Here is a 22581-nt window from a genome sequence, read left to right as displayed (position 1 = left end):
GTGACCCCAGCGGGATTCGAACCCGCGTTACCGCCGTGAGAGGGCAGCGTACTAGGCCGCTATACGATGGGGCCGCGTACTTCCAGAACAGCACTTCTGCCATTCAAGCCAAATGATTGTTTCATACATTTGGCCAGCGTTTCAAATCGGACCAGCCGATTCAAAACTTCCGAATTTCAGCGGAAACCCGCGGACTTTCAGAGCTGGGATACCAGGACTCGAACCTAGAATGACGGTACCAGAAACCGTAGTGTTGCCAATTACACCATATCCCAATGGCACTTTCGGTCCGGATGTTTAGGCCTAAACCCTCGCTCCCGGCGCCTCAGCACGAGTAATTACTTTACCCGAGAGTTTTCACTTCCACAAATCGGGCGTGGAACGGCGGGATCGAGCTGTCCGGGCAGGCCGAGTGCCGCTTCAACGGTCGCAAAACCCAAGCCAACCCTTGCCAATCCTGCGGAAACAAGTTTACGCTCGGTAAGTTACCAACGAGTAACCACCCCTCCCCCACTCCGCTGCGGGCAGCTTTCCGATCAGTTTCCGGTGTTAGCTGCATCACATCAACTGGGGTGGCCGGCGGCGGAGCCGCTGCCGGCGAGAACGTCGAGAGGAATCACCTGTTCCCCGAACCGCGGGAGCTGAGGGGGCCGCGGGCGACTTTGGTTGTGCCGGCCGATGTCCTTGAGGCGGCCGCGAAGCCGTCTTTGGAACCGGTGGCCTTCACTGAAATCGATCGCCACAGAGCAGCGGCGCCGGGGGCGTACGAAGGGCCGTTGGCTCCAATGATGGCAACCTGCGAGCGGTACCACTGATAGGACAGGGTGACCTGCCCAGGGCCCCAGACGCCAGGCGCCACCGTGAGCACTGCCCCGACCCTAGCGGTGCCCCGGATGGCCGGTACGGGTCCGCTCAGCGGGATCGACGCAGGACGGACGGCCCGCAAATAACCGGCCAGATAGGATCGCCCCAGATACTCGATGCCGCGCCTGGAGAAGTGAGTCGAATCGCCCGTGTAGACACCCCCGGCCCTGGACCCCGCGATGCCCGTGAAAGGCACCCGCGCCGGAGTTTCCCGTTGGCTTCTGTCGATGTTGTTCCGCCCCGGCGTGGCTGCAATTCCTTCCGGTGACATCAGGCCGATCACGAAAGGCAACGTCGGGGCCGCCAGCTCTGCCCGAAAGAAGGCAATCAGCTGATCCAGCTTCGCGCTGTATCCGGCCGTGGACATCGAAGAGTTACGTTCGCCCTGGTGCCAGAGAATGCCTTTGAGCTCAACGACGTAGCCGGCCGCCCGCGCGGCCGCGATCCCCTCGAGCGTCTGCCTAACCGCCAGGGTGGGAAGGTCGAGCTCAGGGGCCGTTGCCGCACCTACAGTCCACGTGGGCGTGGACGGGGCCCTGACGAATCCGGTCCAGCCGTGCGCGGCGGGAATGATGAGCACTCCGACGTTATCGGGCTGGGTTTTCAAGTACTCGCGGGCCATGGTTGTAGCGGGCGAGAGCCCGCTTGCCTTATCGTGCATGTCCAGGGGAACTGTCGCTGCCCGCATTGTGCGGACCTTTGCGCCGTACTGGAAGATCCGGGGATCCGTCGCGTCCTCTGCGCCGCCAATGGGTAGGCCGCGGCCGGACATGTTGGATTGCCCTGCCGCCACGAAGACGTGAAGGACAGTGACGGATTTGTGTGCTTGCGCGGGCGCTATGCCTGCCAGCATCAGGCCGACGACCGCCAGGCCAACCACGATCCCCCGGTAGTACCTGGCCATAGCTTGATGCACAAAATCCCCATCCGTTTGTTGGGCGGAGCCGCCCATGCCCCTATTATCTGGCCTGCGAACGGAAGACCCCGGCGCGGCTACGCCAGCAGGTCCAGCAGGGAGCCGACCTCGCGGCCCACGAAGCCAGGGGCCGGCTCCCCGCCGCGGTTCAGCCAGACACCGAGGAGGCCGGCCGCCGTCGAGCCTTCCGCGTCGAGCAGCCGGTTGTCCCCGACATACAGGGTTTGGCCGGGGCCGGTACCGATCCGCCTGACCCCCTCGAGGTAGATGGCCGGGTCCGGTTTTGCGACGCCGACGGTATCGGTGCCCACCAGAACGGCAATCCGTTCCAGCCCGGCCGCGTCCAGCTTCACGCGCTGGTAGTCGTGGACGTTGTTGCTCACGGCCCCGTAGGGAATGCCGGCGGCGTCCAGGGCGTCCAGCAGCGGTCCGACGTCGTCGAACGCGCGGATGTAGCCGTGTTGGCGGCTGGCGTAGGAACTCACCCAGTGGTGGGCCTGCTCGCCGTCCGCAAGTTCGACGCCGAAGTACCCCAGCGCCGCCCGGCCGCGGAGCAGCCGCTGCTCATTGAACGTCAGCTCGCCGGCCAGGTAGCGGTCGTAGAAGTGGGTGGTCTCATGGGTGAAGATCCGCCCGAACCGCTCCCACCCGGCCTCGTCCAGGCCGGGCAGGAGGTGCTCGCTGACGTCGCGGAGGGCCGTCGTCATGGCGAATTCGAGGTCCACCAGGGTGTCATCGATGTCGAACAGGATCCCTTGGACACCGCCGGCCCCCAGGCCCGCTGCCAGCACATCGGGTGCCGGCACGTCGGGCTCCGGCATGGTGTCCGGCTCGATGCCGGTCGTGTTCCGGGGTCCGCGCACGGTGTCCATGAGCCGAACGTCAGTTGCGGAAGGCGCGGAGGCGGGCCAGGGATGAGTCCTTGCCCAGGATGACCATGGATTCGAACAGCGGCGGTGAGATCCGCCGGCCCGAGACGGCCGTGCGGACCGGGCCAAAGGCCAGGCGCGGCTTGACGCCGAGGCCTTCCACGAGGGCTTCCTTCAGGGCAACCTGGATGTTCTCGGCCGTCCAGTCAGCGACGGGCTCCAGCGCGGACAGGGCGGCGTCGAGCACCTCGGTGAGGTTCTCCGGCAGGCCCTTGCGGGCGTCGTCGGCGACGTCGATCGCGTCATCGGCCTTGAACAGGAACGCGAGCATTTCGGGGGCCTCGCCAAGCAGCGAGATGCGCTCCTGGATCAGCGGGGCGGCCTCGGCCAGGATTTCCTCCTCGCGGGCCGTGAGGCTCTCCCCCACGAATCCGGCGGCCTGGAGGTAGGGCACCAGGCGGCCGCGGAAGTCCTCAGCGCCGAGCATGCGGATATGGGTGCCGTTGATCGCCTCGGCCTTCTTGATGTCGAAGCGGGCCGGGTTGGCCAGCACATCGTTGACGTCGAAGTGCTCGATCAGCTGATCGACTGTGAAGATGTCCTCGTCGGCGGAGAGGCTCCAGCCGAGCAGGGACAGGTAGTTGAGCAGGCCTTCGGGGATGAAGCCGCGGTCCCGGAGCAGGAACAGGTTGGACTGGGGGTCACGCTTGGAGAGCTTCTTGTTGCCCTCGCCCATGACGTACGGCAGGTGGCCGAAGACGGGCATGTAGCTGGCGACGCCGATGTCCATGAGGGCGCGGATCAGCACCACCTGGCGGGGCGTGGAGGAGAGCAGGTCCTCGCCGCGGAGCACGTGGGTGATCCCCATCAGGGCGTCGTCCACCGGGTTGACCAGGGTGTAGAGCGGAGATCCGTCGGCGCGGACAATGACGTAGTCCGGGATGCTGCCGGCCTTGAACGTGATGTCGCCGCGGACCATGTCCGTGAACGTGACGTCCTCGTCGGGCATGCGGACGCGCAGCACGGGCTGGCGGCCCTCGGCCTTGAACGCGGCCAGCTGTTCCTCGGAGAGCTCGCGGTCGAAGTTGTCGTATCCCAGCTTGGGGTCGCGGCCGGCTGCCCGGTGGCGGGCCTCGACCTCGTCCGGCGAAGAGTAGCACTCGTAGGCGTAGCCGGCGTCGATCAGCTTGGCCACGACGTCCTTGTACAGGTCCAGCCGCTGCGACTGGCGGTAGGGCTCGTGCGGGCCGCCGACTTCCACGCCTTCTTCCCAGGTGATGCCGAGCCATTTGAGGGCTTCAAGCAGCTGCTGGTAGCTTTCCTCCGAGTCTCGGGCCGCGTCCGTGTCCTCGATCCGGAACACAAAGGTGCCCTTGGTGTGCCGGGCGTGGGCCCAGTTGAACAGGGCGGTGCGGATCAGGCCAACGTGCGGGGTGCCCGTGGGCGAGGGGCAGAACCGGACACGGACCGGGGTGTCAGCGGTGACTTCACCGGTGGAGGCAGCAAGGGCGGAGCTGGAAACGGCGTCGGACGCGGAAGCAGTAGTCATAGTGGTACCAACATTACCAATCTCTCCCATCGCCACTTGCCCGGAATGCCGCTACGCAAAAGGACAGCCGCACCGTGGATCTGAACTGCAGATCCACGGTGCGGCTGTCCGAAATCGGCGCTAGCAATTCCTTGCGGAGCAGTTAGCGGCGGACCACCGGGTTGGAGAGGCGTCCGATGCCCTCGATCTCGACCTCATAGCGGTCGCCGGCCTTTACCGCGCCGACACCGGCCGGGGTACCGGTCATGATGACGTCGCCGGGCAGCAGGGTGAAGGCCTGCGAGACGATCGAGACGAGCTCCCGGACGCCGCGGATCATCTGGTTGGTGCTGCCGTCCTGGCGCAGTTCGCCATTGAGCCGGCCCTGGATCTGCAGGTCCTCGGTGTCGAGCTCGGTCTCGATCCACGGCCCGAGCGGTGCCGAGGTGTCGAAGCCCTTGGCCCGGGCCCACTGCAGGTCCGTTTTCTGGACGTCGCGGGCGGTGAGGTCGTTGCCGCAGGTGTAGCCGAAGATCACGTCGTCCACCCGGTTCTCGGGCACGTCCTTGCAGATCCGGCCGATCACGACGCACAGCTCGGCTTCGAAGGAGACGTCCTCGGAGAACTCCGGCAGGATAATGGGATCGTTGGGCCCGATCACGGAGGTGTTGGGCTTGAGGAACAGCAAGGGCTGTGCCGGGACCTCGTTGCCGAGTTCCCGGGCGTGCTCCGCGAAGTTGCGGCCGACGCCGATGACCTTGCTGCGCGGGATGATCGGCGCCAGCAGGCGGACGTCCTCCAGCTTGTGCTTCATGGGGGTTCGTTCCACGCCGTGGAAGAACGGGTCGCCCTTGATGACAGTGACTTCCTCACTGCCGGGCTCACCTTCCACGATGCCGTAGAGGGGATCAGAATCAACTACAAACCGGGCGATACGCATGGTTCCTAGCCTACCGTCCCGTCACCCGGCCCCCCGTTCAGCGGCGCCCGCTGTGCAAGTCAAGCTCTGCGCAAGTAGTCAAACTTCTTGAAAGTGGTCAAGCCCTGCGCAGGTAGTCCAGCTGCGCAGCAACGGAGAGCTCCGCGGCGCGTCGGACGGATGGATCGACGTCGGCGTACACGGCGTCCGTGACGGCACCGACGCCGGCGTCCTCACCCAGTGCCGCGAGGGCGGCCCGGATCTGCTCAAGCCGGTCCTGCCGGTGATCCCGGTAGGCGCGGGCGACGGCGTCCAGCGCCGGCAGCACAGGGCCGTGGGCCGGTAGCACTGTGGCCGGCCCGAGGCGCTCGAGCCGGTCCAGCGATTCGAGGTAGTCGCGCAGGGTGCCGTCGGGGTAGTCCAGCACGGTGGTTCCGGAGCCCAGAATCGTGTCCCCGGTCAGCACCGAGCCGTGCGGGCCGTCCTGCGGCAGGTGGAAGCACAGCGAATCCGCGGTGTGGCCCGGCGTCGCCAGCACCCTGATCTCCGTTCCGGCCGCCCGGATGGTTTCGCCGTCCCGCAGCGGGGGTGCGCCGTGGCAGTGGGCGGGATCCGCGGCCCGGACAGGTGCGCCCGTGAACTCCGAAAACCGCGCGGCGGCCGCGGTGTGGTCGGCGTGGCGGTGCGTGATCAGGATGAGTTCGACCGGACCGTCGCCGGCCAGCGCCTGCAGGTGCGGATCGTCGAGGGGGCCGGGGTCGACAACGACCCTGCCCGCCGCCCCCGGGCCGGCAATGAGATAGGAGTTGGTTCCGGCCAGGCTCATGGGGCCCGGGTTCGGCGCGAGGCGGAACCGGGTCAGCTCGCTGCTACGGACAATGTCGCTGGATTTCTCGGTGCTCACCGTCCCATCCTTGCACTGAACTCTGTCCTTGCACCTAACCCTGTCCCTGCGCTGAACCCCCCTTGCACCGGACCACCTGCGGCTGCAGACGCCGACGGCGGCCGCCACCGGAAGGTGGGGACCGCCGTCGTGCCGGTGGTTCCGGCGCTGTGCGCGTTAAGGGTCAGGCGAGGCGGGTCAGCCAGCCGTGGGTGTCCTCCACGGTGCCGGTCTGGATCCCGAGCAGCTGGGCGCGGATGGCCAGGGTGGTCTCCCCCGCCGTGGCGTCTTCGGCGCCGATGAACTCGGTGGCGTCCTTGAGCACGCCGATCGGGGTGATGACCGCGGCGGTGCCGCAGGCGAAGACCTCGGCAATTTCTCCGGAGGCAACGCCGTCGCGCCACTCATCCAGGGTGATCTTGCGTTCGGTGACTTCCCGGCCCATGTCCCGGGCCACCTGCATCACGGACATCCGGGTGATGCCCTCCAGGATGGTTCCGGACAGCGCGGGGGTGACCAGTGAGCCGTCCTTCATGACGAAGAAGACGTTCATGCCACCGAGTTCCTCGACGGCATTGTCGTTGAACTGATCCAGGAACAGGACCTGCTTGCAGCCGTGCGCCTCGGCCTCCTGCTGGGCGATCAGCGAGGCGGCGTAGTTGCCGCCGCACTTGGCGGCACCTGTTCCGCCGCGGCCGGCGCGGGCGTACTCACGCGAGATCCAGATGGAAACGGGCTTGAGTTCGCCGCCGAAGTAGTTGCCGGCCGGGGAGGCGATCACGCGGAAGGAGACCTCGCGTGCTGCCCGCACGCCCAGGAACGCCTCGGTGGCGATCATGAAGGGCCGCAGGTACAGGGCTTCGCCGTCGCCGGAGGGCACCCAGTCCTTGTCCGCCGCGACGAGTTCGCGGATGGCGCCGAGGAAGTACTCTTCCGGGAGTTCGGGTAGGGCCAGGCGCCGGGCGGACCTGTTCAGCCGGGCGGCGTTGGCCTCGGCCCGGAACGTCCAGATCGAGCCGTCGGCGTGGCGGTAGGCCTTGAGGCCCTCGAAGATCTCCTGGCCGTAGTGCAGCACTGCGGCGGACGGGTCCAGGGAAATCGGGCCGTAGGGCTCAACCCGAGCGTCGTGCCAGCCACCGTTGCCTGCGGCGTCGACGGTGTAGTCGACAATCGCGGTGTGGTCGGTGAAATAGTCGCCGAACCCCGGGTTTGCCAGGATGGCTGCACGCTCTTCAGCAGACTTCGGGGTCTCCGACAGGTGCTGGGTGAATTCGACGCCATGGGCAGTCTGAGTCATGGTTCCTCCACGATCGGCTGCCTGGTGTGGGAACGTGGTTCACCCTCGGACCACGGCAGCATATTGGTGATTCGAAACAAGCTTACGCCCGTTGGAAGCGGGGTTTTGCGACCCCTCCGGGCAGCCTACAGCGCGGGAGCTACAGCGGGCCTACAGCGCCGCCGCGATGGCGTCGCCCACCGCGCTGGTGGTGCGGACGGCCCCGTCGCGGGCCTCGACGTCGGCCGTCACGGCGGCCTCGATCTTCCGGGCGGCGGCGCCAAAGCCGAGGTGGTCGAGCAGGAGCGCCGCGGAGAGGATGGCCGCGGTGGGGTCGGCCTTCTGCTGGCCGGCGATGTCCGGGGCGGACCCGTGGACCGGTTCGAACATGGACGGCGCGGTGCGGTCCATGTTGAGGTTGGCGGAGGCGGCGAGGCCGATCCCGCCGGTCACGGCCGCCGCGAGGTCGGTGATGATGTCGCCGAACAGGTTGTCGGTGACGATCACGTCGAAGCGGGCCGGATCGGTGACCATGAAAATCGTGGCGGCGTCAACGTGGAGGTAGTCGTGCGTGACGTCGGGGAACTCCTGGGCCACGGCCTCGACAGTGCGCTTCCAGAGCTGGCCGGCGAAGACCAGGACGTTGTGCTTGTGCACCAGCGTGAGCTTCTTGCGGGGGCGGTCGTTGGCCCGGCGGAATGCATCGCGGACCACGCGCTCCACGCCGTGGGCCGTGTTCAGGGAGACCTCGGTGGCCACCTCGTGGGGGGTGCCGGCGCGCAGCGTGCCGCCATTGCCGACGTAGGGGCCTTCGGTACCCTCCCGGACCACGATGAAATCGATCTTGCCGGGGTTGGCGAGCGGGCTGCCCACGCCGGCGTAGAGGCGGGAGGGCCGCAGGTTGACGAAGTGGTCCAGGCTGAAGCGCAGCTTCAGCAGGAGTTCGCGCTCGATGACGCCGGAGGGGATCCGGGTATCGCCGGGGGCCGCCCCGACTGCGCCGAACAAGATGGCGTCTCGCGTGCGAAGGTCGGCGAGGGTGGCCGCGGGCAGGGTCTCCCCCGTCTCGAGCCAGTGCTCCGCACCCAGCTTGTAGTGGGTCTGCTGGAGCACGATTCCCTCGGCGGCCGCGGCCTTCTCAAGGACCTTCAGGGCTTCGGCCGTGACCTCCGGACCAATGCCGTCGCCCGGGATGACTGCCAGATCAATCGTGGATGCGCTCATGTTTTCAGCGTAGCCAAGAGTCCCACATTCTGGTCAAGTCGTCTCACTATTCGATCGCCCCGCAGAAAAATGACGCTCCCGCACCTTCCTTTCGGACGTGCGGGAGCGTCATTCAATGCATTGCCGACCTGCCGGAGCAGCCGGGCGGGACAGGCTCAGGCCTCGGCGGGTTCCTCGTACTTCGGGAACGCCGGGGCCGGGGCGGGCAGTTCCGTGCCGGCGACGATCGGGGTCCCCAGGGCCGTGAACTGGCGCGCCTCGCCCTCTGGCTGGCCGAGCGTGTGCAGGATGGCCGCCGTCGCCGTCGGCATGATCGGCTGGGCCAGGATCGCGACGATCCGCAACACCTCGAGCGTCACGTAGAGCACCGTGTTCATACGTTCGACGTCGGTCTTGCGCAGCACCCACGGGGCCTGCTCGGCGAAGTAGGCGTTGGTGTCCCCCAGGACACCCCAGATGGCCTCCAGTGCGCGGCTGAACTCCTGCTTTTCAAACGCGGCCCGGGCGGCGTCCAGCAGCCCGGTGGCCTGGCCGAGCAGCGCGGTGTCCTCGGCGGAGAACGCGCCGGGCGCGGGCACCTGGCCTTCGCAATTCTTGGCCACCATGGACAGCGACCGCTGGGCCAGGTTGCCGAAGTTGTTGGCGAGATCGGAGTTCATCCGGCCCACGATTGCCTCGTGGTTGTAGTTGCCGTCTGCCCCGAAGGGGACCTCGCGCAGGAAGAAGTAGCGCACTTGGTCCAGGCCGTACTGGGCCACGAAGTCCGCGGGCGCCACCACGTTGCCCAGCGACTTGGACATCTTGACGCCGTTGTTCTGCAGGAAGCCGTGGATCATGATCCGCTTCGGCAGCTCAAGTCCTGCGCTCATGAGGAACGCCGGCCAGTAGATGGCGTGGAAGCGGGAGATGTCCTTGCCGATCACGTGGACGTCGGCGGGCCAGAACTTCTTGAAGGATTCCGAGTCGACGTCCGGGTAGCCGACGCCGGTCAGGTAGTTGGTCAGCGCGTCGACCCACACGTACATGACGTGCTTGTCATTGCCGGGCACGGGAACGCCCCAGTCGAACGTGGTGCGGCTGATGGACAGGTCCTCCAGCCCGCGCCTGACGAAGCTGATGACCTCGTTGAAGCGGGACTGCGGGGCACCGAATTCGGGGTGGGCCTCGTAGAGCGCCAGCAGTTTGTCCTGATAGGCGGAGAGCCGGAAGAAGTAGCTCTCCTCGGCCGTCCAGGTGACCTCGGTGTCCGATTCGCGCGAGTAGCGGATGCCGTCGTCCTTGACCACGGTGTCGTCCTCAACGTAAAACGCCTCGTCGCGGACCGAATACCAGCCTTCGTACTTGGACAGGTAGATGTCCCCGTTGGCCTCCATCTTCTTCCAGATGGCCTGCGACGCCGCGTAGTGGTCGGCGTCGGTGGTGCGGATGAAGCGGTCGTACGAGACGCCCAGGGCGGCGTGCGCCCCCTTGTAGATCTCGGCGTTCCGGTCCACCAGTTCCTTGGGCGTGACGCCTTCCTTCTCGGCGGCCTGGGCGATCTTCATGCCGTGCTCGTCGGTTCCGGTCAGGAAGAAGACGTCGTACCCGTCCAGACGCTTGAAGCGGGCCATCGCATCGGTGGCGATGTACTCGTACGCATGGCCGATGTGCGGCACCCCGTTGGGGTACGTGATGGCCGTGGTGATGTAGAACGGGGTCTTATCAGTTGAAGTCACGGTCTAAATCTAGATCAGTTCTGTGAGGGTATCGCTCTGGCGGACCAGTTCGTGGTCATGTGAAGCGACCAGCACGGCAATGCCGTCCGAGGTGGTGTCCTTGAGGATGCTGATGATGCGGTTGGCCGCGGCACGGTCCAGGCTGGCCGTAGGCTCGTCGACCACCAGGACGCGGGTGCCGAGAATGAGCGCCCGGGCGATCGCCACGCGCTGGCGTTCACCGCCGGAGAGCTGCGCCGGGCGGTGGCGCATGCGCCGGCCCAGGCCCACGAGGTCCAAGAGGTCCTTGGCCATGTCGCGGCGCTTCTCCACCTCGCCGTCGGGCACGGCCGGCAGCAGGACGTTCTCCAGCGCGCTCATCCCGTCGATCAGGGCACCGCCCTGGTCAACGTAGCCGATCAGGGCGCGGCGGCGGTCGGCGATCTCGTCGTCGCCCATGGTCTCGAGCGAGTCACCTTCCCAGAACACCCGGCCCGACGTCGGCAGGGTCAGCCCCGCACCGACGGTCAGGATGCTGGTCTTGCCCGAGCCGGAGCGGCCCGCGACGCAGTGCATTTCGCCGGCGTGCAGCGTCATGTTGAAGTCGTCCACGACGTTGACGGCCTCGGCACCGCCCTTGCCGCCGCCGTAGTGGATGGTGATGTTGCTCAGTTCCAGCGGCGTGGCGTGGTCCGTGGCCTTCACGATCGTGTTGGCGCGGGTCTTGTGCGCACCGCGACGGGTGCTGGCGGTCATCCGGTCGTGTGCCTCCCGGTCAAGGTTCAGCTCGTTAGTCATTGGACCACTTTCGTTGCAATCGGAATCCAGCAAAGTACAGCTACGAGACCGGCAATTGCGGCCCACAGCGCGGCATAGGGGGCGAGGAGGAGGCCGATGCCGAGGGCGCCCACAATGCCGAGGGGCAGCGCGACGGCTCCCACCATGGCGTTCTCAAAGAGGCGGACCTGGCCCAGCATGTCCGGGTTCCAGCCCATGGCCCGCAGCGTGCCGAGGTACTGGCGCTTGGCCTGCAGCTCGAAGCGCCCGGTGACCATGGTCAGCAGCAGCCCGACTGCAACACCGGACACGCCCAGGATGATGCTCGGGAGCGCGATGCTGGCCGCGGCCAGCCCGCTGAGGGCGCTGGCGCCGGCGGCCCGCGGAATGTCGATCAGCAGGGCGACCAGTCCGCCAACAGCCGCGCCGAAGACACCGACTGCAACGGCCAGCGAGATGGTGTTGAACTTGTTGGTGCTCAGTTGCCGGTTGGCGAAGGTCAGCGGGGAATCGACCGCAATGAGCCGTTCATCGTGTTGCGGCTCCTGGTCCACCACCTCGCGGTGGCGCAGCTGCTGCGCCGCGACGAACGCCGCACCCACATACAGCACCAGGACCGACGCCGAGACCATCGCGGTGGCGGCGCTCCAGCTGATCAGGCTCAGGGCAACGCCGACGACGGCCAGCAGCGCGGCGCCGACGCCGAATTCGGCCAGCACCCAGGAGCGGATCTTGCGCTGGGTCCAGCCCATGGCACGCAGGGTTCCGGCCTCGCTGCGCCGTTTGCGGATGTAGCTGACGGTGGAGGCGCCGGTCAGGAGGGCGGCGCCGCAGAGGGTCAGGAACAGCAGGGTCAGGTTCGTGGCGGTGAGGGAGCTGGAAACGGCGTCCGCGGCGTCCTGGCGGACCCACGACTGCTGCACGGTGCCCAGCGGTGATTCCTTGCCGGCGCCGTCCTTGGAGTAGCCGGGAACGGCGATGTTGGCGTCCTCGCGGGCCGAACCGGCCACAACGGTGGCCTGCAGGCCCATGTCGCGGATCTCGTTGGCGAGCTTCTCCACCTCGGGCTGCGCCTGCTTCCAGCTGCCCGGAACGTTGGCGCGGACCCGGACGGCGTCGATCACGGAGGCGTTCTTCTCATAGCCGCGGGCGGCCGCGAGGCCGTAGTAGTCGGTGATGGCACCGGCGGACTGGCTGACCAGTCCCGTGGCGCTCAGCGAGGGCTTGAGTTCGGTGTTGACGTCCGTGCCGGACGCGTCCTTGGTCAGGGTGAACGGCGCGGGGTCGTAGCCGCCCAGCGGCAGCCGGTTGACGTCGCCGGCGGCATCCTTGACGTTCGCGGCGTCGAAGGTGCCGTAGACCATGGCCAGCGGCGTGGCCAGCTTCTTGCCGGTCTCGAGGTTCTGCCGGTAGGAGCGCTCGTCCACGGGGTCGCGCTGGGTCTGGTCGACGGCGGCGCCGTTGGCGGCCTTGTCCGGCAGCCGGTTCACGGTGACCCAGTCACCGGGGGTGGCGCTCTTGTCCACGGCGCCGTTGGCGGCGGCTTCGCCGTCCTTGTACGCCGGGGCGGCGGCAAAGTTGGTGCTCCAGGTGGCGGGGTTGTAGAGGCCCTGGCTGAAGGACCCGGTGTCACCCATGAGCTGCGAGAGGTCCTTGGACCCGGGCCAGGCGAGGGCGAACGGGGACTTCGACACGAACGGCAGGTAGTCCTTGTCCAGCGAGCGGGTCACGGTGCCGACGTCCTTGGTGACGTTGCCGGAGTCGTCGATTTCCTCGATCTTGACGGAGTACTTCAGGTCCAGGGCGGTGCCTGAGCGCACGATCAGCGGGATGGCCTGCGAATCGGCGGTGAGCTGGCCGTCGCGCTTGGCCTGCTGGTACTGGGTCATCAGCGGTGCCCAGTACTTGAGCTTGACGCCGAGGAAGTCCGGGCCTTCCTTGAGTTGTTCCATGGAGATGCCGTTGGTGAAGAGGCTCTCAAAGTGCCGGCCGATCGCGCCGGCGTTGCGGGCGTCCGCGGGCGGGGCCTTCTCCAGCGGGGCCAGGAAGTCGCCGGCCGTGCCGAGCAGGGCGCGTTCGGAGACGGGGTCGACGGCGACGACGGACTCGGTCACCTGCGGCGCCATGGGCAGGGAGACGGAGAGGTTGAAGAGATTGTGCTCGGAGCCGCCGGCCGGAGTGGGGAACTTGATGCCCGTCTCGCCGTCCGGGCCCTGGATGCGGACGTTCTTGCCGCCGGCAACCTCCTCTTCGACGAGCTTCGCCTTGCCGAGGGAGCCTTCTGCCGTGGTCTTGAACAGGGTCTGGTCGGAGTGGCCGTCGGAGCTGACGGCGCTGGCGGTGAGGCGGTATTTCTTCGGGGTGTCGTTCAGCACCGATTCCGCTGCCGGCCACTTGCTCGGGTCCGTGGCTGTCGGGTCGCCGGACGTGCCCGCGAGGCCCGCGTTGAAGCCGAGGTAGTCGGTGGCGTCCAGCCGCGGCGATTCCAGGTTCTGCGTCACGCGCGAGACCAGGCTGATGGGTGCGGCCACCGAGGTGCCGGAGAGCTTGCGGATCGAATCCAGCTGCTCGAAGCTGATGCCGCCCTGGCCGGTGGCGATGTCCGGCTGCATCAGGCCGCCGTTATCATCGGCCTTGGCCTGGACCAGGACGTCATAGAGCCCCCGGGAGTTTTGATCCACGGTCCTGTTCAGCGCCGCCTGGGACTGACCCTGGACGAGCACGGACAGGCACATGGCGACGATCAAAATGGACGCGGTCAACAGAAGCACTCTGCTTCTGATGAACCTCTGGACGGCGTTCATTGGGCTCCTGAAAGCTGGATTGCGTGCGCACGCCGCAGTTCATTTCCTGCGGAAGTGAAGGCGTCCCGTGCCGGGCGTGCAAAAGTAAAGGCCGGTCTGCCGGCCAAGACCCGAAATTCGGTCCTAGCCATTGTACGCAGACCGGCCGGCCGCTCGTGGCCGCCGGCGGCGGTTATGCCGCCGCCGGCGCCCTGCGGGGAGGATTTCAGTCCTCGAGGTCAACCTCACGGACCATGTCAGCGCCGATCCCGGCCTTGATCGCGTCAAGGACCTGCTGGGGAACGGAGCTGTCAATGGTCAGCAGGGCCAGCACCTGGCCGCCCTCTGCCTGGCGTGCCACCTGCATGCCGGCGATGTTGATGTTGTTCATGCCCAGGATGTGGCCGATCGTGCCGATCACGCCGGGGCGGTCCGAGTAGGCAACCACCACGAGGTGTTCGCTGATCGGGATCTCCACCTCGTAGCCGTTGACGCCGACCAATTTCTGGATCTGCTTCGGGCCCGTCAGGGTTCCGGCGACGGAGATCTGGCTGCCGTCGCTGAGGGCGCCGCGCAGGGTCAGGACGTTGCGGTACGACTCGGTGTCCGGGGTGGTGATGAGGCGGACGTTGATGCCGCGCTGCTCGGCGATCACGGGGGCGTTGACGTAGGAGACCTGCTCGGTCACGACGTCGGCGAAGATGCCCTTGAGCGCCGCGAGTTCCAGGACCTTGACATCGAGCGAGGAGATCTCCCCTGCCACCTCGACGTCGAACTGCGTGAGGGAGGCGTGGGTCAGCGCGGTGAAGATGCGGCCCAGCTTTTCAATCAGCGGGATGCCGGGGCGGACGTCCGGTGCGATGACGCCGCCGGCGACGTTGACGGCGTCGGGGACCAGTTCGCCGGCCAGGGCCAGGCGGACGGACTTGGCGACGGAAACGCCGGCCTTCTCCTGGGCCTCGTCGGTGGAGGCGCCCAGGTGCGGGGTCACCACGACATTGTCGAGCTTGAAGAACGGCAGGTCGGTGCTGGGTTCCTTATGGAACACGTCGATACCGGCGCCGGCGATGTCACCGGCCTGCAGCGCGGTATAGAGGGCTTCCTCGTCCACCAGCCCGCCACGGGCCACGTTGACGACGTACGCCGTGCTCTTCATCTTCTTGAAGGCGTCAGCGCCGAGCATGCCGACGGTTTCCGGGGTCTTGGGCATGTGGATGGTGATGAAGTCCGACTGCGCAAGGAGCTCATCGAGCGTCACCAGCTGGACGCCGAGCTGGGCGGCCCGGGCGGAGGTGATGTAGGGGTCGTACGCGAGGATCTTGGTGTCGAAACCCTTCAGGCGGGCTGCCACCAGGGCGCCGATCCGGCCCAGGCCGATGATGCCGACCTTCTTCTCGAAGAGCTCGATGCCGGTGTACTTGGAGCGCTTCCACTCCCCGTCTTTAAGGGCAGAGCTGGCCTGCGGGATGTGGCGGGCGAGGCTGAGGATGTGGCCGACGGTCAGTTCGGCGGCGGAGACGATGTTCGAGGTCGGCGCGTTGACCACCATGACGCCGGCCTGCGTGGCCGCCTTGATGTCCACATTGTCCAGGCCAACGCCGGCGCGGGCGATCACCTTGAGGTTCTTGGCGGCGGCGATGGCCTCGGCGTCCAGCTGGGTGGCGGAGCGGACCAGGATCGCGTCGACGTCGGCGATCGCGGAGAGCAGCTGGGAACGGTCGGAGCCGTCAGTCTGGCGGATTTCAAAGTCCGGGCCGAGGGCCTCGACTGTGGCGGGTGAAAGTTCCTCAGCGAGGAGTACTACAGGTTTGGTGCTTGTCACCGGTGACCTCTTTAGCTCTCTTGTGTATCTGGTGGGGATTTTGGTGAATCGGGTGGTGCTGGTGATGCGGGTGGTGCTGGACAGCAGGGAAGCCGGACCCCAAGTTATGGTGTCCGGCTCCCCTGCCGGGCAATGCCTAGCGGGCGACTGAACCTTCGGTGTAGTCGTCCTCGTTCTTGATCCAGGAGAACAGCTTGCGCAGTTCGCGGCCGGTGGCCTCGATCGGGTGGTCCTCACCCTTCTTGCGCAGTGCCTTGAACTCCGGCGCGCCGGCGTCCTGGTCATCGATGAAGCGCTTGGCGAAGGTGCCGTCCTGGATGTCGGCCAGGACAGCCTTCATGTTTTCCTTCACCTGCGGGGTGATGACGCGCGGGCCGGAGACGTAGTCGCCGTATTCCGCGGTGTCGGAGACGCTCCAGCGCTGCTTGGCGATGCCGCCCTCGACCATAAGGTCGACGATCAGCTTGAGCTCGTGGAGCACCTCGAAGTAGGCGACCTCGGGCTTGTAGCCGGCCTCGGTGAGGGTCTCGAAGCCGTACTGGATCAGCTGCGAGGCGCCGCCGCAGAGGACAGCCTGCTCGCCGAAGAGATCGGTTTCGGTCTCTTCGGTGAAGGTGGTCTCGATGACGCCCGCACGGGTGCCGCCGATGGCCTTGGCGTAGGACAGGGCCAGTTCCTTGGCCTTGCCGGACGGGTTCTGCTCGACGGCGATCAGGTCCGGCACGCCGCGGCCGGCCTCGAACTCGCGGCGCACGATGTGGCCCGGACCCTTGGGGGCAACGAGGGCGACGTCGACGTCGGCCGGGGGCTGGATGTAGCCGTAGCGGATGTTGAAGCCGTGGCCGAAGAACAGGGCGTCGCCCGGCTGCAGGTTCGGGGCGATGTCCTCGGCGTAGACGTGGCGCTGGACCTGGTCCGGCGTGAGGACCATGATGAGGTCGGCCTCGGCGACGGCGTCGGCAACGTTCAGGACGCGCAGGCCCTCGGCCTCGGCCTTGGCACGGGACTTCGAGCCTTCCTTCAGGCCGACGCGAACGTCAACGCCGGAATCGCGCAGGCTGAGGGCGTGGGCGTGGCCCTGGGATCCGTAACCGATGACGGCGACAGTGCGGCCCTGGATGATCGACAGGTCGGCGTCGTCGTCGTAGAACATTTCAGTCACTGGGGTGTCTCCTTTTGAGTGGATACTTCGTAGATATTGTCTGTAGTGCTGCGGTATAACGGGGCGCCTGCGCTGCGCAGTTTCTTACGCGCTGCGTAGGGCCCTGTCACTCATGGAGCGGGATCCCCGCCCAACGGCCAAGGTGCCGGACTGCACGATTTCGCGGATGCCGAAAGGCTCAAGCACTGACAACAGTGCCGTGAGCTTCTCGGGGTGGCCCGTTGCCTCAATGACCACCGACTCTGTGGAGACGTCGACCACTGAAGCGCGGAACAGATCTGCAGCCTGGGTGACCTGCAGGCGTGTTGCGGCATCCGCACGTACCTTGACCAGGATGTGGTCGCGCTGTACGGAAGATTCTGAGGTGAGCTCGACGATCTTGATCACGTTGACCAGCTTGTTCAGCTGCTTCGTGATCTGTTCGATCAGCTCGCCATCGGCGTCGACCACCACGGTCATCCGGGACATGCCCGGGACCTCTGTGGGGCCGACGGCCAGGGAATTGATGTTGAAGGCCCGGCGGGCGAAGAGGCTGGCGACGCGGGTCAGCACACCGGGCTTGTCTTCGACCAGAACGGACAATGTGTGGCGGGTCATGTTCAGTCCTCCTCTTCCCATTCCGGGGTCATGTTGCGGGCAACCTGGATCTGGTCGTTGCTGACCCCGGCGGGGACCATCGGCCACACCATCGAGTTGGGGCTCACGACGAAGTCGATGACCACCGGGCGGTCATTGATCTCCAGTGCCTTCTGGATGGTGGCGTCGATGTCTTCGTCGCGTTCGCACCGGAAGGCAGCGCAGCCGTAGGCGTCCGCCAGCTTGACGAAGTCCGGGATGCGGACCGTGTCGTGTCCGGTGTTGAGGTCGGTATTGGAGTAGCGGCCCTCATAGAAGAGGGTCTGCCACTGCCGGACCATGCCGAGGGAGGAGTTGTTGATGATGGCTACCTTGATGGGGATCTTGTTGATCGCGCAGGTGGCCAGTTCCTGGTTGGTCATCTGGAAGCAGCCGTCGCCGTCGATCGCCCAGACCACGCGGTCCGGCTCGCCCACCTTGGCGCCCATGGCCGCCGGCACGGCGTAACCCATGGTGCCGGCGCCGCCGGAGTTGAGCCAGGCGTGCGGGCGCTCGTACTTGATGAACTGCGAGGCCCACATCTGGTGCTGCCCGACGCCGGCGACATAGACGGCCTCGGGTCCGGTCAGGGCGCCGATGCGTTCGATGACGCGCTGGGGGGCGCTGAGCCCGTCCTCGGGCTCGGTCCAGCCCAGCGGGTAGGTTTCCTTGAGGTTGTTAAGGAAGGCCCACCAGGTGGTCAGATCCGGGGTGCCGAACGCCTCGAACTGCAGGCGCAGGGCCTCGGTCAGCTCCGGGATGATCTCCTTGACCGAGCCAACGATCGGGACGTCGGCCGTGCGGTTCTTGGAAATTTCCGCCGGATCGATGTCGGCGTGGATGACCTTGGCGTTCGGGGCAAAGGACTTCAGGATGCCGGTCACCCGGTCATCGAACCGGGCGCCGAGGGTGATCAGCAGGTCGGACTGCTGCAGGGCGGTCACGGCGGACACCGTGCCGTGCATGCCCGGCATGCCCACGTGCTGCGGGTGCGAGTCCGGGAACACGCCCCGGGCCATCAGGGTGGTCACCACGGGAGCGCCGGTCAACTCAGCGAGTTCGCGCAGTTCGGCCGAGGCGTGGGCCTTGACCACTCCGCCGCCGACGTAGAGCACGGGCTTGCTGGCACCGGAAATGAGCCGTGCGGCCTCGCGGACCTGCTTGTTGTGGCCGCGCACCACCGGCCGGTACCCCGGGAGATCGATCTTGGGCGGCCAGGAGAACGTCATCTGGCCCTGCTGGGCGTCCTTGGCGACGTCCACGAGGACCGGGCCCGGGCGTCCGGTGGAGGCCAGATGGAAGGCCTCGGCCATCACATGCGGGATGTCGTTGGGGTCTGTGACCAGGAACGAGTGCTTCGTGATCGGCATGGTGATCCCGACGATGTCCGCTTCCTGGAAGGCATCGGTGCCGATCACCCCGCTGGAGACCTGGCCGGTGATGGCCACTATCGGCACGGAGTCCATGTGGGCATCCATGATGGCGGTAACGAGGTTGGTGGCACCCGGGCCCGAGGTGGCGATGCAGACGCCAACCCGTCCGGTGACCATGGCGTAGCCTTGCGCGGCGTGGCCGGCTCCCTGTTCGTGACGGACCAAAACGTGGTTCATTTTGGAGGCCATCAAGGGGTCGTAGGTGGGCAGGATCGCGCCACCGGGCAAACCGAAAATGTCCTGGACGCCGAGTTCTTCGAGCGAGCGGACAATTGCTTGCGAACCGGTCATGACCGTCGGGGGTACGACGTTGTTCGGTCCGAGGACAGGAGAGACGGCAGCAGAGTCGACGCCGGCGTCAGCCGGACGTTCGACGCGTTCCGGAGCCTTGTGGGCTCCAGTGGACTTGGTGGCCATCAGCGAGGGGCTGATCGGCGATCCTTTGCTCATCGGACTCTTCCTTTGTGGATCTTCGGTGATCGTGGAACTACGGTGTGGTGCTGGTGGTGCGGCTTGTGGTGCGGGAAATAAAAAAACCCCTCAGCCGGCGGGCTCTTCGAGGGGTTGCGCGTGACGGTTCGTTACCAGTGAAGGCTATTGAGCCACGCGCTTGGTAAGTACGACGGAAACATCTGCAGTGCTCTCGACTGCAGTGGCTCCGGCGGTAACGATCTCGATCATGCGTTCAGTTTTCCCTCTGAGTGAGACAGGTGTCAACGAGCCCGGCCCCTGTCTCACTATCTGGACAACACTGTCCACTGGTTGGGACCCTGGTTTTCCCTTGGTGACCCTGCAGCCTTCGGCGGCAGGGCTTAATAAGGGGGATTCCGAGGGCCCCTGGGATTGCGGCGCTAGCGCCGCAATCCCAGGGTAGGAATCACCCGCAGTATGCGCCGGTGGAGGCGCTGTGGACTAGCTTGGCGTACTTGGCGAGGACGCCCTTGGTGAACTTGGCCGGAAGCGGCTCCCAGCCGACCTTGCGGGCCTCAAGCTCGGCCTCGTCAACGAGCAGGTCAAAGGTGCGGGCCGCGATGTCCACGCGGATCCGGTCACCGTCCTTGACGAACGCGATGGGGCCGCCGTCGACGGCTTCCGGCGCGACGTGGCCGATGCACAGGCCCGTGGTTCCGCCGGAGAACCGTCCGTCGGTCAGCAGCAGGACGTCCTTGCCCAGGCCCGCCCCCTTGATGGCGCCGGTGATGGCGAGCATCTCTCGCATGCCGGGGCCGCCCTTGGGGCCTTCGTAGCGGATGACCACGACGTCGCCGGCCTTGATCTTGCCGTTGTCCAGCGCGTCCAGGGCGCCCTGCTCGCGTTCGAAGACGCGGGCGGTGCCCTCGAAGACGTCGGCGTCGAAGCCGGCGCTCTTCACGACGGCGCCTTCGGGGGCCATCGAGCCGTGCAGGATGGTGATGCCGCCGGTCTTGTGGATCGGGTTGTCCAGGGCGCGGAGGATCTTGCCGTCCAGGTCCGGCGGGTTGATGGCGGCGAGGTTCTCGGCAACCGTCTTGCCGGTGACGGTGAGGCAGTCGCCGTGCAGCAGCCCGGCGTCGAGCAGTGCGCGCATGATGACCGGAACGCCGCCGATCTTGTCGACGTCAGTCATGACGTAGCGGCCGAACGGCTTCAGGTCGCCGAGGTGCGGGATCCTGTCGCCGATCCGGTTGAAGTCATCGAGTGTCAGCTCAACTTCGGCTTCGCGGGCGATGGCGAGCAGGTGCAGGACGGCGTTGGTGGAGCCGCCGAATGCCATGGTCACGGCGATGGCGTTCTCAAACGCCTTCTTGGTCATGATGTCGCGGGCTGTGATGCCCAGGCGCAGGAGGTTGACCACTGCTTCGCCGGACTTGCGGGCGAATTCGTCGCGGCGGCGGTCCGCGGAGGGCGGTGCTGCGGAGCCGGGCAGGGACATGCCCATGGCCTCGCCGATGCAGGCCATGGTGTTGGCCGTATACATGCCGCCGCAGGCGCCTTCGCCCGGGCAGATTGCTTTTTCGATGCGGGTCAGATCCTCGAGGCTCATCTTGCCGGCGGCGCAGGCGCCGACTGCTTCGAAGGCGTCGATGAGGGTGACTTCCTTTTCGGAGCCGTCCTCAAGCTTGACCCAGCCGGGCATGATGGAGCCGGCGTAGAGGAACACGGAAGCCAGGTCCAGGCGGGCCGCGGCCATCAGCATGCCGGGCAGCGACTTGTCGCAGCCGGCCAAGAGCACCGAGCCGTCGATCCGTTCGGCCTGCATGACCGTCTCGACCGAGTCGGCAATGACTTCACGGGACACCAGGGAGAAGTGCATGCCCTCGTGGCCCATGGAGATGCCGTCGGAGACGGAGATGGTGCCGAACTGCATGGGGAACCCGCCGCCGGCGTGGACGCCTTCCTTGGCGCCCTGGGCCAGCCGGTTCAAGGAAAGGTTGCAGGGGGTGATCTCGTTCCACGAGCTCGCCACGCCGATCTGCGGCTTGGCGAAGTCGTCGTCGCCCATGCCGACCGCCCGGAACATGCCGCGCGCGGGGGCGGCGTGGATTCCATCGGTAACGACCCGGCTGCGGGGCTTGATGTCCGGCTTGGTGTCTGCTGCTGTTTGGGTGTCCTGACTCATGGCTCAAAGTCTAGGGCTCCGCCGCAGACGCCAACGACCCCACAACGGAGCGTTAAGCGGAAAACCGGGAATATTTCGATCAAATAGTGGACTCTCGTCTCACATCATGAACTGGGGGGCTGTTTTCCGCAGGCCCGGTGAGCCGGGTCACGTAGTTTCGGGGCTTCGGCGACCCCCTGGGCTTCGGCCTTGAGCATGGCCAGGACCTGCTGGATGGTTGTCCGGGCAGCGACGTCCGGACGGGCCAGCGCAACGATGCTCCGGCTAGCCTTCACCCCTTCGAGCGGGCGCAGGACGAACCCCCGGCCCTGGTTGCTGACTGCCGTGTACCGCGGCAGCAGGCTCAGCCCATGGCCGGCGCTGACCAGGGCTTCCAGCACCCGCAGATCCGGGAACTGCTGGGCGCGGACGGCCTGCGAGTCGGCCCGCACCTCGATCTGGCGCAGCACGGTGTCGAAGGGAAAGCCCTCGGGAACTCCCATCCACGGGAAGCCGACGACGTCCTCGGCGCACAGCGTGGCCTTGCCGGCCAAAGCGTGCCCTGCCGGCAGGGCCACATCCAGCGGTTCGTCCAGCAGCGGCACCACCGTCAGGCCCTGGCCGCCGAAGACTTCCGGACCGTCCACACTGTGCGCCAGGACGATGTCGTAGTCCGCGGTCAGTCCGGCGAACCCGGCGACGCCCGGGTCCTCGAAATGCGCTTCGAACCGCAGTCCTTCGACGGCCTTGACCCGGTGGAGCATGCCCGGCAGGAACATCTCCGCGGCGCTGGGAAAGAAGGCCGCCACCACCCGCGTCTGCCAGCCCCGCCGGTACGTGTCGATCGTTGCTTCTGCCCGCGCCATGGCCGTCGACACGTCCGCTGCGGCCCCGGCCATTGCCAGCCCTGCCTCGGTAAGCCGCACTCCCCTGCCGGACTTCTCCACCAGCACTACGCCCAGTTCCTCCTGCAGCGTCTTCAGCTGCTGCGACACAGCCGACGGTGTGACCTTCATGGCCTCGGCAGTGGCGCCAACAGTCCCCCGGCCGGCGAGTTCGCGCAGAATCTGCAGTCGCTTGAAATCCATGAGGCGAGGCTACACGCCGGGCCGGGTTTGATTTCGGTTCGGGCCGGATCACCGGGCCGTCTCTGGGTTCGAGGGATGCCCGGTCTTGGCCGCCATGAGGCTGGACAGCCGGCTTCGCCCGGACGTACGGTCAAGCATCGGCAACCATGC

General features: G+C 66.6%; 16 protein-coding genes and 2 tRNA genes. All 18 read right to left on the bottom strand.

The window, feature by feature from the left end:
• Position 1 precedes the first annotated feature (1 nt).
• The 18 genes from M2428_RS02550 to M2428_RS02465 all read right to left on the bottom strand — a co-directional run bounded on the left by M2428_RS02550 (position 2) and on the right by M2428_RS02465 (position 22431).
• Positions 2-74: transfer RNA gene (locus tag M2428_RS02550), tRNA-Glu, on the bottom strand.
• Between the two features lie 129 nt (positions 75-203).
• A tRNA-Gln gene (locus tag M2428_RS02545) sits at positions 204-275 on the bottom strand.
• Between the two features lie 341 nt (positions 276-616).
• On the bottom strand, positions 617-1768 hold the full coding sequence (locus M2428_RS02540) for a sialate O-acetylesterase (protein ID WP_277523351.1): 1152 nt from the start codon (positions 1766-1768) through the stop codon (positions 617-619).
• Positions 1769-1857: 89 nt separating this feature from the next.
• Positions 1858-2601, bottom strand: a complete 744-nt coding sequence (locus M2428_RS02535) for an HAD family hydrolase (RefSeq protein WP_277523595.1) — start codon at positions 2599-2601, stop codon at positions 1858-1860.
• A gap of 61 nt (positions 2602-2662) precedes the next feature.
• The gene (gltX, locus tag M2428_RS02530; RefSeq protein WP_277523349.1) at positions 2663-4198 is read right to left on the bottom strand and encodes a glutamate--tRNA ligase; all 1536 of its coding nucleotides are present in this window, start codon (positions 4196-4198) and stop codon (positions 2663-2665) included.
• Positions 4199-4340: 142 nt separating this feature from the next.
• Positions 4341-5117, bottom strand: a complete 777-nt coding sequence (locus tag M2428_RS02525) for a fumarylacetoacetate hydrolase family protein (RefSeq protein ID WP_277523347.1) — start codon at positions 5115-5117, stop codon at positions 4341-4343.
• A gap of 97 nt (positions 5118-5214) precedes the next feature.
• Positions 5215-6000, bottom strand: a complete 786-nt coding sequence (locus M2428_RS02520) for an MBL fold metallo-hydrolase (protein WP_277523345.1) — start codon at positions 5998-6000, stop codon at positions 5215-5217.
• 163 nt (positions 6001-6163) lie between these two features.
• Positions 6164-7276, bottom strand: coding sequence for a branched-chain amino acid aminotransferase (locus tag M2428_RS02515; RefSeq protein ID WP_277523343.1), 1113 nt, complete (start codon positions 7274-7276; stop codon positions 6164-6166).
• 150 nt (positions 7277-7426) lie between these two features.
• The gene (locus M2428_RS02510) at positions 7427-8479 is read right to left on the bottom strand and encodes a 3-isopropylmalate dehydrogenase (protein ID WP_277523341.1); all 1053 of its coding nucleotides are present in this window, start codon (positions 8477-8479) and stop codon (positions 7427-7429) included.
• 155 nt (positions 8480-8634) lie between these two features.
• A complete protein-coding gene (metG, locus tag M2428_RS02505; protein WP_277523339.1) occupies positions 8635-10194 on the bottom strand; it encodes a methionine--tRNA ligase in 1560 nt (519 codons plus the stop codon).
• 9 nt (positions 10195-10203) lie between these two features.
• Positions 10204-10929, bottom strand: a complete 726-nt coding sequence (locus tag M2428_RS02500; protein ID WP_143264746.1) for an ATP-binding cassette domain-containing protein — start codon at positions 10927-10929, stop codon at positions 10204-10206.
• A 38-nt stretch (positions 10930-10967) separates the two neighbouring features.
• Positions 10968-13754 carry an FtsX-like permease family protein gene (locus M2428_RS02495; protein ID WP_277523335.1) on the bottom strand — a complete coding sequence of 929 codons (2787 nt, stop codon included), beginning with the start codon at positions 13752-13754 and terminating at the stop codon, positions 10968-10970.
• Positions 13755-13959: 205 nt separating this feature from the next.
• Complete coding sequence (serA, locus tag M2428_RS02490) at positions 13960-15555, bottom strand: phosphoglycerate dehydrogenase (RefSeq protein WP_277523333.1); 1596 nt, start codon at positions 15553-15555, stop codon at positions 13960-13962.
• 136 nt (positions 15556-15691) lie between these two features.
• Positions 15692-16717, bottom strand: coding sequence for a ketol-acid reductoisomerase (ilvC, locus tag M2428_RS02485; RefSeq protein ID WP_026538933.1), 1026 nt, complete (start codon positions 16715-16717; stop codon positions 15692-15694).
• An 84-nt stretch (positions 16718-16801) separates the two neighbouring features.
• Positions 16802-17314, bottom strand: a complete 513-nt coding sequence (ilvN, locus tag M2428_RS02480; RefSeq protein ID WP_069952167.1) for an acetolactate synthase small subunit — start codon at positions 17312-17314, stop codon at positions 16802-16804.
• Positions 17315-17316: 2 nt separating this feature from the next.
• Positions 17317-19215: an acetolactate synthase large subunit gene (locus M2428_RS02475; RefSeq protein WP_277523322.1), complete on the bottom strand. Its 1899-nt coding sequence runs from the start codon at positions 19213-19215 to the stop codon at positions 17317-17319.
• Between the two features lie 427 nt (positions 19216-19642).
• On the bottom strand, positions 19643-21364 hold the full coding sequence (gene ilvD / locus M2428_RS02470) for a dihydroxy-acid dehydratase (RefSeq protein WP_277523321.1): 1722 nt from the start codon (positions 21362-21364) through the stop codon (positions 19643-19645).
• A gap of 104 nt (positions 21365-21468) precedes the next feature.
• Positions 21469-22431 carry a LysR family transcriptional regulator gene (locus M2428_RS02465; protein WP_277523320.1) on the bottom strand — a complete coding sequence of 321 codons (963 nt, stop codon included), beginning with the start codon at positions 22429-22431 and terminating at the stop codon, positions 21469-21471.
• Positions 22432-22581 lie beyond the last annotated feature (150 nt).

The sequence above is a fragment of the Arthrobacter sp. ES3-54 genome, assembly GCF_029504395.1.
Classification (GTDB): Bacteria; Actinomycetota; Actinomycetes; order Actinomycetales; family Micrococcaceae; genus Arthrobacter.
This window is presented reverse-complemented; position numbering and strand designations above follow the sequence as displayed.